Source organism: Pseudoclavibacter sp. RFBJ3, assembly GCF_002931375.1.
Lineage (GTDB): Bacteria > Actinomycetota > Actinomycetes > Actinomycetales > Microbacteriaceae > Pseudoclavibacter.
This window is the reverse complement of sequence record NZ_PSXZ01000009.1, coordinates 1-13,573: the sequence shown is the minus strand read 5'-3', so window position 1 is coordinate 13,573 and position 13,573 is coordinate 1. Positions and strand designations below refer to the sequence as shown.

Sequence of the window (13,573 nt, the reverse complement as noted above, 5' to 3'; positions counted from 1 at the left end):
CGGTTCTGCGCTTCGGACGGGGTAGGCGCGATGACGGCGGGACCGGGAGAGTCCCGCCGCACCTCGGCTACTCGCCGCCTTGCTGGAACCGGTCGTAGGCCTGCTGGTAGATGTCGGTGACCTCTGCGACGCCGAGACCCTCGAGCTGAGACGTGTAGCTCTCCCATTCGGCGTCGATGTTCCCGTTCACGACCCAGCTCGCGAACTTCTCCTTCACGAGGCTGTTGATGTCGGTGAGCGCGAAGGCGGTCTGGTCGAGCTCCTCGTTCGACAGCAGCACTGGTGGGTACGCCTCGTTGGCGGCGTATGGCGCGTAGTTCTCGTTCACGAGGTCCTGGCGCAGCTTCGCGCGGGGCTCTGGCGCGACGACCGTCTCGAAGTCCTCGGCTGTCGTGATCTTGGGGCCGCCCGGGGCGACCTTCTGGCGTCGTTCGCCTTCGGACTCGCCCTCCGGGGCGGGGATCTGCACGAGGAGGCCAGCTGCGTCCTCTTCCAGCGTCACGCCGATGGGTCCCCAGCTGGTCTGGGCCGACATGACCGGGTCGAAGAGGCGATCTGCCCAGCGGATGGTCGCTGACGGGTACTGGTTGGCGCGGGTGAGCGCCATGGCGCCGCGGTTGATCTCCTGGTTGTTGGAGACGCTCGCGAGGCGCTCGCCGTTCGTGCCCTCGAGGACGCCGACCAGCTCGTAGTCGCCGCTCTTGTCCTCGCCGACCATCTCTTCGAGTTCCCACCAGAAGAAGGACCCGAGGATCGGCGTCTCCGCCTTGCCCTTGGACAGGTAGGCGACGTCGTCCTGCGAGAACGATTCGGGGTCGATGAGCCCGTCCGCGTACCACTCGCCGAGCGCTTCGACGCCGGCACGGTACTCGCTGGTGTTGGCGGTGAATTCCACGGTCCCGTCGCGGACGATGCGGTGGTCGTTGTTCTCCGGCTGGCCGCCGAGGGCGGTGATGAGGTCGGAGGGGTTGGCGGCGAAGGAGTCGGTTCGGAACGAAAGTGGGACCTCGTCGGCCTTGCCGTTGCCGTTCGGGTCGCGTGTCTTGAACGCCTCGAGCGCAGCCTGGTATTCGTCGATCGTGGTCGGCATCGGGAGGCCCAGGGTGTCGAGCCACTGCTTGTTGATGTAGAGGAAGTTCGGGTACTGGAGGATGCCGAGCTCCTCGACGGAGGGGAGCGTGTAGATGTGCCCGTCGGATGCGGTGAGCGCGGCCCTGATGTCAGGTCGAGCGTCGAGGATGCCGGACAGGGTGGGCGCGTGCGCTGCGATGAGGTCCTCGAGTGGGATGAGGGTGCCGTTCGAGCCGTTCTGGACGATCTCGGAGTCGCTCAGGCCCGAGTTGAAGAGCACGTCGGGGAGCTCGTCTCCGGCCAGCATGAGGTTCTTCTTCTCGGCGTAGACCTGCTCGGGCAGGTTGCGCCAGTCGATCGTGATGTTGGTGTCCTCTGCCCACTGCTGGACGAGTTCCATGGAGGCGTAGTCGGGGGCGAGCGCCGACTTGGTGCCTCCGAACGTGAGGCTCAGAGGCTCGGTGACGATGGGCAGCCCTTCGGCGTTGAATCCGTAGTCGGAGGAGAGGTCGGTGAGCTCGCCGCCGCCGCTGCCGCCTGTGCATCCGGTCAGCAGGAGGCCGCTCACGGTCACGAGGGCGATCGAGGTCGCGAAACGTCGCTGTTTCATGTTCGTTCTGTCTTTCTTGTCGAGCGATGGTGGGATGAGGAGCTGTTCAGCTCTTGACGGCGCCGAGAAGGGCACCCTTGGTGAAGTGCTTCTGCATGAAGGGCAGAACGATGAGCAGCGGCAGGCTCGAGATGACGATCATTCCGTACTTCATGAGCTCGCCCAGGCGCTGAGCGGCGGCGTAGGAATCGACTGCGCCCGTGCCTCCTGCGGAGTTGACCTCCGACTGGATGAGCACGTTTCGGAGGACAAGCTGGAGTGGGTACTTGCTCTCGTCGTCGAGGTAGATGAGGGCGTCGAAGAAGGCGTTCCAGTTCGCGACGAGGTGGATCATGATCATGAGGAAGATGAGGGGCTTCGAGAGCGGGAGCACGATCTGGAAGAAGAAGCGGAAGTCGTTCGCTCCATCGATCTGAGCGGCTTCCCGGAGCTCGCTCGGGACGTTGTTCTCGAAGAAGGCCCTCGCGATGATGAGGTTCCAGACGCCGACCGCGCCGGGGAGCACGACGGCCCAGATCGTGTCCAGCATGCCGAGGTCGCGCACGACGAGGTACCGGGCGATGAGCCCGCCGTCGATGAACATCGTGAGGATGAAGACGAGCATGAGGACCTTGCGCCCGTACAGGTCCTTCCGCGAGAGCGCGTAGGCGCCGCAGAGGATCGACACGACGCTGATGAGGGTGCCGACGCTCGTGTAGAGCACGGAGTTCCCGAAGCCCTGCCAGATGGCTGCATCCGCGAAGATCCTGGCGTAGCCCTCGAGGGTGAACCCCTGGGGCCACAGCCAGACGTTGCCGTTGAGGATCTCGGCGGGTTCGCTGACGGAGGCGATCACGATGAAGTACAGCGGGTACAGGACGGCGGCGATGGCGAGCAGCAGGGTCCCAACCGCGAAGGTGTTGAAGACCGGGTCTGCCATGCGCTTGCGCCAGGGGTCTCGTCGGCGCGGGACAGGGCGGGGAGCCACCCGGGGTCGCGCGCCGTGGTCGAGCGGCGCGGGTGCATCGGATTGGGGGCGTGAGGCCGTTGAGGTCATGTTCATCACCAGAGAGTCGACTGGCCTGCACGCTTCGCGACCCAGTTGAAGGTCAGGAGCAGCACCATGTTGATGAGGGAGTTGAAGAGGCCGATGGCGGCCGAGTAGCTGAACTGGGCCTGCTTGAGGCCGGCTTGGTACACGTAGGTCTGGATGACCTCGGAGGTCGGCAGGTTGAGGTCGGTCTGCATGAGGAGGACCTTCTCGAAGCCGAGGTTGAAGAGGTTCCCGATCGCGAGGATGAAGAGGATCGTGATGACGGGGAGGATCCCGGGGATGTCGATGTGCCGGATCCGCTGCCATTTGTTGGCCCCGTCGACGCGCGCCGCTTCGTGGAGCGACGGGTCGATGGCGGTCAGGGCGGCGAGGTAGACGATCATCGAGAATCCTGCGTTCTGCCAGATGTCCGAGCCGATGTAGAGGGGCCTGAACCACTCCGCCGAGCCCATGAAGAAGATGGGGTCGCCGCCGAACACCGTGATGGCGTTGTTGACGATTCCGGATCTCGGCGAGAAGAGCAGGTAGATCATGCCGACGACGACCACCACCGAGATGAACGACGGCGAGTAGAGGACGGTCTGCGTGAACTTCTTGAAGCGCTCGCTCTGCAGCTGGTTGACGATGAGCGCCAGGATGATCGGCACGGGGAACGCGATGAGCAGCCCGAGTGCGTTCAGCGTCAGGGTGTTCGCGATGAGCCGCTCGAACTGGAACGAGGTGACGAAGCGCTCGAAGTGCTCGAGCCCCACCCAGGGGCTCCCGGCGAATCCGTCTGCCGGGTTGTAGTTGCGGAAGGCGATCTGCGCGCCGTACATGGGCCAGTACTTGAAGACCAGCACCGAGGCGAGTGCGGGGAGGAGTAATACGTATAACTGCCAGCTCCGCATGGCGCGGCGGACTTCAGTTCTGAAATCTCGTCGCGGGCGGCGCGGCTGCCGGGACTGCCGTGGTTTGCGTGCCGGGAGGGTGATCTTCGTGGTCATGCTTTGGCCTTTGCTACAGACCCGCGAGTCACGACGGTGCACTCGAGTGGGATGTGAAGGGATGGGGAGGATGTCGGTTCGAGGAGCAGGTCGATGGCGGTCCGCGCCATCTGCTCGTAGGGAAGGGCGACCGTGGTCAGGCCGGGGTCGAGGTGGGGCGCGAGCATCTCGTGGTTGTCGAAGCCGATGATGGAGCAGTCGTCTGGCACACTGAGGCCGAGGGCCTCGAGGGCGCGGTAGGCGCCCCAGGCGGTTCGGTCGTTGCCGCAGAAGATCGCCGTAGGTCGGTCGTCGCCCGCCATGAGCTCCTTCGTGAGTCGCAGGCCATCCTCGACGATTCCGGTGCCGGGGAGGATCCACTCGGGCCTCGGTGAGAGGCCAGCTTCGGTGAGCGCGCGCCGGAACCCGGCGAGGCGTCCGATGCCGGCTGGCAGGTCGCTGATCTGGGGCTGGATGTTGATCATCGCCAGCTTCGTGTGGCCTGCGTCGAGCAGCTGGCGCGTTGCCGCGTAGCCACCCATCTCCTCGTCGGGGAACACACTCGGCACGAGGCCGGCGCGGTCCTCCGCGTTGACGACGACGGTGGGCACTCCGCTGAGTGCCTCGGGGACATCGAGGACCCGGTGGTACATCGAGGCGTAGACGACGCCGCGCACTCGGTAGGACTGCATCATCTCGACGGCGGCCTGCTCGAGTCCAGCGTCGTTGTAGGTGTCGACGGTCAGGATCACGTTGCCGTTCTCCCAAGCGAGGCGCTGTGCGCCTTTCAGGAGCCCGCCGGCGAAGGGGGAGCTGGCCACTTCGTCGGAGATGAAGCCGATCATCTCGGACTCGCCGCTCCGCAGGGTCTTCGCGAAGGCGTTCGTCCGGTAGTCGAGCTCGCGGACCGCTTCCAGAACGCGCTCCTTGGTGGCCTCGGCGACGCGGGATCCCGCGACATTGTTGAGGACCAGCGACACCGTGGCCTGCGATACACCGGCGTGCTCTGCCACCTGTGACATCGTCGTCGTCTTGGGGCGTCTCGCCATTGCCCACCTCCTCGTGGATCAGTTAATCGTATAACGCATGCTAGCACGGGCGCAGAGATCCGCAATGGCGGTGTGGTGCGGCGACGCACGACATCGGTGCGTGATCGCGCCGCGCACGACGCCACCCGGAGATCATCCGGGTGGCGTCGTGCGCGAGCTGCCGTTCTGCCGTTCTGCCGTTCTGCCGTTCTGCCGTTCTGGCAGGGTGGCGCGCGCCTCGCTGGGCTGCGCTGGTTACGCGGAGAGCCGCGGGTAGTCGGTGTAGCCGACCGCCCCTTCGCCGTAGAAGGTCGCCGGGTTCGGCTCGTTCTCGGGGTGGTCGCCCTGCCAGCGCTCGACGAGGTCGGGGTTCGCGATCGCGAGGCGGCCGACGGCCACCGCATCCGCGTTGCCCTGGCCGACGAGGTTGAGGGCCTCCTCGCGGGTCGTGACGCTGCTGAAGCCGCTGTTCGCGATGAAGGCGCCGCCGAAGCGGGCCCGCAGGTCCTGCACCAGCGCGCCTTCCGGGTCGGCGTGCAGCACGCTCAGGTACGCGAGGCCGAGCGGGGCGAGGCCATCCGCCACCGCGTCGTACGTTGCGCGCACGTCGGCCTCGTCCGTCTCGACGACGTCCTGGATGTTGTGGGCGGGTGACAGGCGCACGCCGACGCGTCCCGCGCCGATCGCCTCCGCGACGGCTGCCGTCACCTCGACGACGAACCGGGCGCGGGCCGCGGGCGAGCCGCCGTACTCGTCGGTGCGCTGGTTCGATACGGGCGAGAGGAACTCGTGCAGGAGGTAGCCGTTCGCGCCGTGGATCTCGACGCCGTCGAGGCCGGCCTCGATGGCGCGCCTGGCGGCATCCACGAACTCCTCGCGGACCTCGGCGAGCTCAGCCGTCGTGAGTGCGTGCGGAACCGGGTAGGGGAGCTTCCCGTTCGGGGTGCGCACCTCGCCGTCGATCGCGATGGCGCTCGGAGCGACGATCCGGTCGGTGCCCGTGATGTCGGTGTGCGAGACGCGGCCGCCATTCATGAGCTGCATCACGATGCGCCCGCCGCGGGCGTGCACGGCCTCGGCGACGCGGCGCCAGCCCTCGGCCTGTTCGGGGGTGACGATGCCCGGCTGGCCCGGGTAGGCGCGCGACTCGGCGCTCGGGTAGGTGCCCTCGGTGATGATCAGGCCGAGGCTCGCGCGCTGCGCGTAGTGCTCCGCGACGAGCTCACCCGGTACGCCTGCAGCGTCTGCGCGGGTGCGGGTCAGTGGCGCCATGACGACACGGTTGGCGAGCTCGATGTCGCCGAGAGTCAAGGGGGAGAAGAGGTCCACTGGGACTGCCTTTCGGATCGCGGGACCCGCTCATGCGCGGCCCCACAGATCGAACAGCGGCCCGCCCGCTCGCATTCCGTGCGGGCGTGTTGCGCGCTCAGGCGGCCCGTGTTCAGGGAGTCCTCGTTCGGGGAGCTCCTCGTTCAGAGGTCGAGGATGCTGCCCCTCACGGAGCTGAGGGCGTGCTGCACGGCGCCGATCGACACGACTCCGGCGCCGAGTTCTGAGCGCACGAGTTGCGGCACGGGCAGGTGCAGGAGCGCGGGGAGTTCCTCCCGGGCCGCCGCGATGATGCCGTCGGCGCCCGGCGCGACGCCTCCCGCGATGATGACCCGCTCGGGGTCGAAGAGGCTTGCGACGAGGCCGACGATGCGAGCCAGCACTCCGCCGACTTCCGTGACGACCCGACGAGCGTCCGGGTCTCCGTCCCTGGCCGCTTCGAGCACGAGCTTGCCGTCGATCTGGTCCGGCTCCACCCGCAGGAGTGGGCTCCCGGGCAGCACGTTCCCGTCGGCGACGGCCGCCCTGGCGAGCCGCGCCGCGCGCAGCCCGAGGCCGTCGACGCCTCCCGCGCCGGCCACGAGGTCGAGGCCGAGCATCTCGCCGACCCCGCCGTGGGCGCCACGGAGCAGTCGCCCATCGACGACGATGCCCGCACCGAAGCGTTCGCCGCTCAGGAAGGTCACGAAGTCGCTGCTGCCGACGCCTCCGCCCACGCTGCCCTCCGCGACGGCGGCGAGCAGGGCGTCGTTCTCGACGCGGATGATCGGGATCTGCTCCTCGAAGACCGTCACGAAGTCCGGGTTGGTGCGCTGCCAGAACCTGTCGACGTGCGTGGGGGAGGTGCCGCGCGCGTCGACGGGCGCTGGGACGCCGATGCAGATCGCCGCGACCTCCTCAAAGGCGTGCCCGGTCACGCCGAGCTGGTCGGTGACGACCCGGCGCAGGAGATCCCGCCTCGTCTCGGGGGAGTCGGCCTCCGGGTCGACCTCGACCTGGCCGGTGCTGATCGTCGAGCCGCGCAGGTTCGACACGGTCGTCGTCAGATGCTCGCGTCCGGCGTCGACGCCGACGACGACTCCTGCGTCCGCCGCGAACTCGAAGCGGCGCGCGGGTCGCCCCTTCTGATAGCTGCCGTCCTGTCGCGAGTTGGGGAGCTCGGTGATGAGCCCGCACGAGGCGAGCTCGTCGAGGAGGTCGATGATGGTCGACCTCGTGAGGCCGATGCTCATGGCATCCGTCGCGGTGAATGCCTCGGAGCTCCAGGCGTACTCGAGCAGCAGCTGCAGGTTGGTGCGCTTCAGGGGAGGTGGGGTGCTGGGAAGGCTGAACACGGTGTTGACCTTTCGCTGGCCGTGGGTTTACATTACCTCCAGCAGTAAATTTAGACACAAAATTTAGTGTTCGTTTCAATGTCTGGTCAGCGTCCGCAGCGGCCAGCTCAGCCCAAGGGACAACGACGTGCCAACACCTTCGAAACGCTTCCGGCCCCGCGCCCTGCTGCGTGCGCTTGTCGCCGCGCTCGTGATCGCGCTCGCCGGCTCAGGACTCGCAGCCTGCACCAGTACTGGGCCCACCGAGGTGCGCTTCTTCCTGAGCAAGCCGGAAGCCATCCCGTACTTCCGAGCGCTCATCCAGGACTACAACTCCTCGCAGAGCGAGGTGCGAGTGGTCCTCGACACCTCCTCCAACCTGCAGGCCGGGTTCCTTCGCGGCAACCCGCCGGACCTGGGGCTCCTCAACTACAACATGGAGATGGCCCGCTTCATGGAACGCGGCGCGCTCTCAGACCTGTCCGACCTGCCCGAGGCCGACCGCATCCTGCCGGAGATCCAGGGCCTCGTCGACCAGTACGCCAGCTACCCGGGGCGCACGAGCGTGCTGCCCTACTCGGTCATGGCCGCATCCGTCATCTACAACAAGGACATCTTCGAAGAGCAGGGCCTCGAGGTGCCGACCACCTACAGCGAGCTCATCGAGGTCTGCGATCAGCTCAAGTCGGCCGGCGTCGATCCGTTCTACGCCACCTTCAAGGACCCGTGGACGGTGAGCCAGGGATGGTTCGACTACACGGTTGGCGGCTCGATCGACGTCGCGGGCTTCTACGACGAGCTCAACGAGCTCGGCACCGATGTCGGGCCCGACTCGCCCGTCTCGTTCGAGTCGACCATGACCGACCCGGTCACGCGGATGACGGAGCTCGCCAGCACCTACACGAACGCGGATGCTGGCAGCCGGGGCTACGGCGACGGCAACGTGGCCTTCGCCGAGGGCAAGGCTGCCATGTACCTGCAGGGGCCGTGGGCGCTCGGCGAGATCGCCAAGACCAACCCGGACGCGAACCTCGGCATGTTCCCCCTCCCGATGACGGAGAACGCCGACGACCGGGAGGTGCGCGTCAACATCGACCTCGCGGCCTGGATCCCGGAGGCCTCCAAGCACAAGGAGGAGGCGCGCGAGTTCCTCCAGTACCTCTTCCAGCCGGAGGTCATCAACGCCTACAACGCGGCCCAGCTCGGCTTCGGCACGACCGTCGACGCCGACCCGGTCACCGACCCGCGGCTCGTCGAACTCCAGCCCTACTACGAGAACGCCGCCTTCTACCAGGGGCCGTCGAAGGCGATCCCGCTGACGATCCCCACCGAGAACTACATGCAGGGACTCGTCACCGGGGGAGCGAGCGTCGACTCGACGCTCAGCACGCTCGACGCCGACTGGGCCCGCCTCGCGCTGCGCCAATGACGGCCAGCCCAACTCGATCAAGAACCGGACCGGAGACACCAATGTCGACCACCATCGAGGCAACCACCACGGAGGCGATCCGCACCGAGGAAGCCGCCCGCGAAGGCAAGAAGATCAGGCCGCGAAGCTCACGTCGCATCGACCGCGTCCACTATCTCTTCCTCGTCCCGACGCTCGTGCTCTTCACGATCGCCATCACCATCCCCGCCGTCATCGGCATCTTCTTCAGCTTCACGAACTCCATCGGCTTCGGCGAATGGAATTTCGTCGGCATCACCAACTACATCGCCATGTTCGGCGACCCCGCCATCTGGCAGAGCTACGGGTTCACGATGGGCTTCGCGGCCGTCACGGTGATCCTCGTCAACGTGCTCGCGTTCCTCCTCGCGATCGGCCTCGTCGCGCGCATCCGCCTCAAGGCTCCTCTGCGCACCGTGTTCGTGATCCCCATGGTCATCTCGGGCATCGTCATCGCGTTCGTGTTCAACTTCCTGTTCTCCAACGCCGTGCCGGCGCTCGGGCAGAGTCTGAACATCCCGTGGCTGTCGGAGAGCATCCTCGCGAACCCGAACCTCGCGTGGATCGGCATCGTCATCGTGACGGCCTGGCAGGCGATCCCCGGCACGCTGCTCATCTACATCGCCGGTCTCCTCGCGGTTCCCGGCGACGTCTACGAGGCGGCCGACCTCGATGGGGCCTCGAAATGGCAGCAGATGCTGCAGATCACGCTTCCGCTCGTCGCCGGCTACGTCGTCATCAACGTGATCCTCGGCTTCAAGAACTTCCTCAACGCCTACGACATCATCGTCGGCCTCACGGACGGGGGCCCGGGCACGTCGACCAGAAGCATCGCCATGACGATCTTCACCGGCTTCAGCGGCGGCGACTACGCCTACCAGATGGCCAACGCGACGTTCTTCTTCGTCCTCGTCGTCGTCATCTCCCTCCTCCAGCTCCGCCTCACCCAGGGAAAGAACCAACTCTGATGGCACTTCAACAGCCCATCGTCAGCCGCGCACGAGTGGCCCCCGCGAGCAGGAACCGTGGCGGACGAGGTCGATGGTCGACGACGATCATCCTGCTCCTCTGCGCCGTGACCGTGCTCATCCCGCTCTACGTGACCGTGGTGACCGCCTTCAAGACCACCTCTCAGGCCGTCAGCGGCAACGTGTTCGCGCTGCCTGCGCCCTTCAGCTTCGACGGATTCGTCGAGGCCTGGAACCTCACCAACTTCCCGCAGGCGTTCAGCGTCTCCGTGTTCATCACGGCGGGCACCGTCGCGGGCGTCATCCTGCTCGCGGCTCTCGCCTCGTACGCCATCACGCGCAACTGGAACAACCGGTTCTTCCGGGGCTCTTTCTACTACCTGCTGGCGGCGATGTTCCTGCCCTTCCCGGCTGTTGCCCTCCCGCAGATCCAGATGAGCGGACTCTTCGGGCTCGACAACCCGGTCGGCGTCATCATCCTCCACGTCATGTTCCAGCTCAGCTTCTCGATCCTGCTCTTCACCGCGTTCCTGAGGTCGATCCCGGGCGAGCTCGAGGAGAGCGCCCGCATCGACGGCGCCAGCACGTGGCAGACGTTCTGGCGGGTCATCTTCCCGCTCCTCGCCCCGATGAGCGCGACGGTCGGCATCTTCGCCTTCCTCGCCTCCTGGAACGACTTCATGATGCCGTCGCTCATCATCTCCGACCCGGCGATGCAGACCCTGCCCGTGGTGCAGAAGATCTTCCAGACCCAGTTCAGCAACAACTACAACGTGTCCTTCGCCTCCTACCTGATGGCGATGGCGCCGGCGCTCATCGCCTACCTGTTCACGCAGCGGTGGGTCATGGAGGGCGTCACGCAGGGCGCCGTCAAGGGATGACCGCTTCGCGGACGCTGCACGCGCTTCCACAGGAGCATCTCGCGCCTACCGCGAGCCCTCTTGAACCCAGAACCCTCTCTCAGTCACAGACCACCAACAACCCGAGGAATACCCAACTATGAGCTCGACCTTCTCCGCAGAGACCGACGTCCTCACCCGCGCCCGCCCGCAGGACGCCAACTGGTGGCGTCAGGCGGCGGTCTACCAGATCTATCCGCGCAGCTTCGCGGACGCCAACGGCGACGGGCTCGGCGACCTGCCGGGCATCACCGCGAAGGTGCCGTACCTGCAGGCGCTTGGCATCGACGCCGTCTGGCTCAGCCCCTTCTATCCGTCTGAGCTCGCCGACGGCGGCTACGACGTTGCCGACTACCGCAACGTGGATCCCCGCCTGGGCACGCTCGAGGACTTCGACCGCATGGTCGCGGCCCTGCACGGGGCCGGGATCCGCGTGATCGTGGACATCGTCCCGAACCACTCGTCCGACCAGCACGAGTGGTTCCAGGCGGCTCTTGCCGCTGGGCCGGGCTCCCCGGAGCGCGACCGCTACATCTTCCGCGACGGCAATGGGCCGGACGGGGCGGAGGCGCCCACGGATTGGGAGTCGGTGTTCGGCGGACCGGCTTGGCATCGTGTCGAGGACGGCCAGTGGTACTTCCACAACTTCGCGGTCGAGCAGCCCGACTTCAACTGGGCGAACCCAGAGGTGCGGGCCGATTTCCTGCACACCCTGCGGTTCTGGTCAGACCGAGGTGTTGACGGCTTCCGCATCGACGTCGCCCACATGCTGACGAAGGACCTCAGCGGCGAGCTGCCGTCGAAGGCGGTGCTCGACGCGATGCCCTTCGACGGCAATCACCCCATCATCGACCGCGACGACGTGCACGAGGTCTACGCCGAGTGGCGCAAGGTCTTCAACTCGTACGACCCACCGCGGACGGCCGTCGCCGAGGCGTGGGTCGAGCGTGATCGCCGCCCGCGCTACGCGAGCCCGGAGGGGCTCGGGCAGGCGTTCAACTTCGATCTCCTCGAGGCCGACTTCGATGCCCGCCAGTTCTCGAGCATCGTGACCGACAACCTCGAGCTCGCCGAGCGCTCTGGGTCGTCGACCACGTGGGTGCTGTCGAACCACGACGTGGTGCGTCACGCGACGCGCTACGGACTCCCGCATCCGGAGCGCAGCGAGAAGGGGCACCCGGTCGTGAAACACGGCTCCGAGTGGCTGCTCTCGGGTGGCGAGCACCCTGTGCTCGACGCGGAGGGTGGGCTGCGTCGGGCGCGGGCGGCGACCCTGTTCACGCTCGGGCTGCCGGGTTCTGCGTACCTGTACCAGGGTGAGGAGCTCGGGCTCCACGAGGTCGCAGACATCCCAGATGCGGAGCGCCAGGACCCCACCTTCTTCCGCAACCCCGGTGTCGACATCGGCCGCGACGGCTGCCGTGTTCCTCTGCCTTGGGTTGCCGAGGGTCGATCGTTCGGGTTCGGGGAAGCGGATGCGCACCTTCCCCAGCCCGGATGGTTCGGCGCGTCGGCCGTCGAGCTCCAGGAAGAGGACGCCGGTTCGGTGCTTGCGCTCTACCGGAAGGCCCTCGCGCTGCGGCACGAGCTGCAGAGCGGGGAGCAGCTCGAGTGGCTGCCGAGCGGGAGCGCGGACGTGCTTCGCTTCGCCCGCCCGAACGGCTGGGAGATCGTGGCGAACTTCGGGTCCGAGCCGTTCGACCTGGGCGCTGACGCCGAGGTGCTGCTGCGCAGCGACCTCGACAGCGGCACAGACTTGGCGGGCGAGACGACCGCGTGGGTGCGTCGCCCGGCCTAGTCGGTCATTGGTCGTTGATCGATGGTAGGCGGTAGGCGCTAGGAAGTAGGAAGCAGGGAGTAGGAAGAAGCGGGCAGCACCCTAGCGACTCGCGGCTGCCACTTGGGTGCGCCCTCGCTCGTCACAGGAGCGAGGGCGCACCTCTGCGAGTGCGGCTCGTGGAGGCAGCGCGTCGCGTCCGTAGTGCGTCGTGCGAGCAGCGCGCCAGGCGGTTAGGGGTCGTCTGGGTACCGCGCCAGGCTGCCAGGGGGTCGTCTGGGTGCCGCGCCGTCTGGGCAGCGTTTCGGGCGTCGCGTGCTCCGCACAGCTCGTCGGAGGGGCAACTCGTCGTCTGGATACCGCGCCGCCCGGGGGCGCGTCGCCGAGTCAGAACGGTGGCGCGCTGGAGGCGGGGCCGAGCCGCGGCGGCGGGTCTTCTTCAGGGGCCGAGCGCTCACTCGAGTTGGCCCCTGGGTGCTCGTCCGCTGGTCTGAAGAGTTGATCGGTGGGTGTGGAGGTGGGGCCGTGGGGTTCGGGGTGATCGATGTAGGTTTTTCCGCTTGGGGTGGTCCATTCGAGGGTGCCGCCGTCGTGTTGGGTGACGGTCCAGGCGGTGTGGTGCTTGACGATGTGATGGTTTTTGCAGAAGTCGCTGAGGTTCCAGATTGCGGGTTCGCCGCCGTATTGGTGGTCGATGGTGTGGTCGAGTTCGCAGTTCGTGGCGGGTTGGCGGCAGCCGATGAAGCGGCAGTGGATGTCGCGGGCTTTCAGGAAGGCGCGCATGGCCGCGGTGGGGGTGTAGGCGTCGACGGTTTGGATTGCTCCGGTGATGGGGTGGGTGAGGAGGCGGATGAAGGCGGGTGCGGTCGCGGCGAGGTGTTTCGCGTCTTCGATGGGCATGGGGGACATGCCCTCGAGCAGCGCCGGGGCGCGGCGAGGGCGGCCATCTCTGCCGGTTTCGGTCGGGCCTCCGCCTCCGCCTCCGCCTCCGCCTCCGCCTCCGCCTCCGCTGCCGTCCACGCCGGTGTCGGTGTGGGTGAGGAGTGTCGTGATGGGGATGCTGAGCTGGACGGTGGCTTGAATGCCTTTCGCGGCGCTCGAGACGGTGGGGTCGCTCGTGAGGAGCAGGTCCG

General features: G+C 67.0%; 11 protein-coding genes. 4 read left to right on the top strand and 7 right to left on the bottom strand.

The window, feature by feature from the left end:
* Positions 1-67: 67 nt before the first annotated feature.
* The 6 genes from C5E07_RS09390 to C5E07_RS09365 form a co-directional block, all read right to left on the bottom strand.
* Positions 68-1,681 (bottom strand): ABC transporter substrate-binding protein, encoded by a 1,614-nt coding sequence (locus tag C5E07_RS09390; RefSeq protein ID WP_104299251.1) that lies wholly within the window; start codon positions 1,679-1,681, stop codon positions 68-70.
* A gap of 46 nt (positions 1,682-1,727) precedes the next feature.
* The gene (locus tag C5E07_RS09385) at positions 1,728-2,600 is read right to left on the bottom strand and encodes a carbohydrate ABC transporter permease (RefSeq protein ID WP_228496612.1); all 873 of its coding nucleotides are present in this window, start codon (positions 2,598-2,600) and stop codon (positions 1,728-1,730) included.
* Between the two features lie 122 nt (positions 2,601-2,722).
* The gene (locus tag C5E07_RS09380; protein ID WP_104241696.1) at positions 2,723-3,700 is read right to left on the bottom strand and encodes a sugar ABC transporter permease; all 978 of its coding nucleotides are present in this window, start codon (positions 3,698-3,700) and stop codon (positions 2,723-2,725) included.
* The gene (locus C5E07_RS09375) at positions 3,697-4,728 is read right to left on the bottom strand and encodes a LacI family DNA-binding transcriptional regulator (RefSeq protein ID WP_104299250.1); all 1,032 of its coding nucleotides are present in this window, start codon (positions 4,726-4,728) and stop codon (positions 3,697-3,699) included. Before C5E07_RS09375 ends, C5E07_RS09380 begins: the two co-directional genes overlap by 4 nt.
* A gap of 234 nt (positions 4,729-4,962) precedes the next feature.
* Entirely contained in the window at positions 4,963-6,036 is a 1,074-nt protein-coding gene (locus C5E07_RS09370) for an alkene reductase (RefSeq protein WP_104299249.1), read from the bottom strand.
* A 143-nt stretch (positions 6,037-6,179) separates the two neighbouring features.
* Positions 6,180-7,370, bottom strand: a complete 1,191-nt coding sequence (locus C5E07_RS09365; RefSeq protein WP_258063844.1) for an ROK family protein — start codon at positions 7,368-7,370, stop codon at positions 6,180-6,182.
* A 127-nt stretch (positions 7,371-7,497) separates the two neighbouring features.
* Here C5E07_RS09365 and C5E07_RS09360 point away from each other — a divergent pair, with 127 nt between their 5' ends.
* From C5E07_RS09360 to C5E07_RS09345, 4 genes are all read left to right on the top strand, one after another.
* Positions 7,498-8,778 (top strand): ABC transporter substrate-binding protein, encoded by a 1,281-nt coding sequence (locus tag C5E07_RS09360; RefSeq protein ID WP_258063843.1) that lies wholly within the window; start codon positions 7,498-7,500, stop codon positions 8,776-8,778.
* A 41-nt stretch (positions 8,779-8,819) separates the two neighbouring features.
* Complete coding sequence (locus tag C5E07_RS09355) at positions 8,820-9,764, top strand: carbohydrate ABC transporter permease (protein WP_104241689.1); 945 nt, start codon at positions 8,820-8,822, stop codon at positions 9,762-9,764.
* Positions 9,764-10,645 carry a carbohydrate ABC transporter permease gene (locus C5E07_RS09350; protein WP_104241687.1) on the top strand — a complete coding sequence of 294 codons (882 nt, stop codon included), beginning with the start codon at positions 9,764-9,766 and terminating at the stop codon, positions 10,643-10,645. Before C5E07_RS09355 ends, C5E07_RS09350 begins: the two co-directional genes overlap by 1 nt.
* 118 nt (positions 10,646-10,763) lie before the next feature.
* Positions 10,764-12,461 (top strand): alpha-amylase family glycosyl hydrolase, encoded by a 1,698-nt coding sequence (locus C5E07_RS09345; RefSeq protein ID WP_104299248.1) that lies wholly within the window; start codon positions 10,764-10,766, stop codon positions 12,459-12,461.
* A gap of 366 nt (positions 12,462-12,827) precedes the next feature.
* Here the strand turns inward: C5E07_RS09345 and C5E07_RS09340 are convergent.
* Positions 12,828-13,573 (bottom strand): HNH endonuclease signature motif containing protein (locus tag C5E07_RS09340; RefSeq protein WP_181057899.1); only part of this gene is annotated, 746 nt, incomplete at its 5' end.

Excerpts from the sequence above, each read along its gene's own strand:
- C5E07_RS09390 (WP_104299251.1), bottom strand. The coding sequence starts at position 1,681 with ATGAAACAGCGACGTTTCGCGACCTCGATCGCCCTCGTGACCGTGAGC.
- C5E07_RS09385 (WP_228496612.1), bottom strand. The coding sequence starts at position 2,600 with ATGGCAGACCCGGTCTTCAACACCTTCGCGGTTGGGACCCTGCTGCTC.
- C5E07_RS09380 (WP_104241696.1), bottom strand. The coding sequence starts at position 3,700 with ATGACCACGAAGATCACCCTCCCGGCACGCAAACCACGGCAGTCCCGG.
- C5E07_RS09375 (WP_104299250.1), bottom strand. The coding sequence starts at position 4,728 with ATGGCGAGACGCCCCAAGACGACGACGATGTCACAGGTGGCAGAGCAC.
- C5E07_RS09355 (WP_104241689.1), top strand. The coding sequence starts at position 8,820 with ATGTCGACCACCATCGAGGCAACCACCACGGAGGCGATCCGCACCGAG.
- C5E07_RS09350 (WP_104241687.1), top strand. The coding sequence starts at position 9,764 with ATGGCACTTCAACAGCCCATCGTCAGCCGCGCACGAGTGGCCCCCGCG.
- C5E07_RS09345 (WP_104299248.1), top strand. The coding sequence starts at position 10,764 with ATGAGCTCGACCTTCTCCGCAGAGACCGACGTCCTCACCCGCGCCCGC.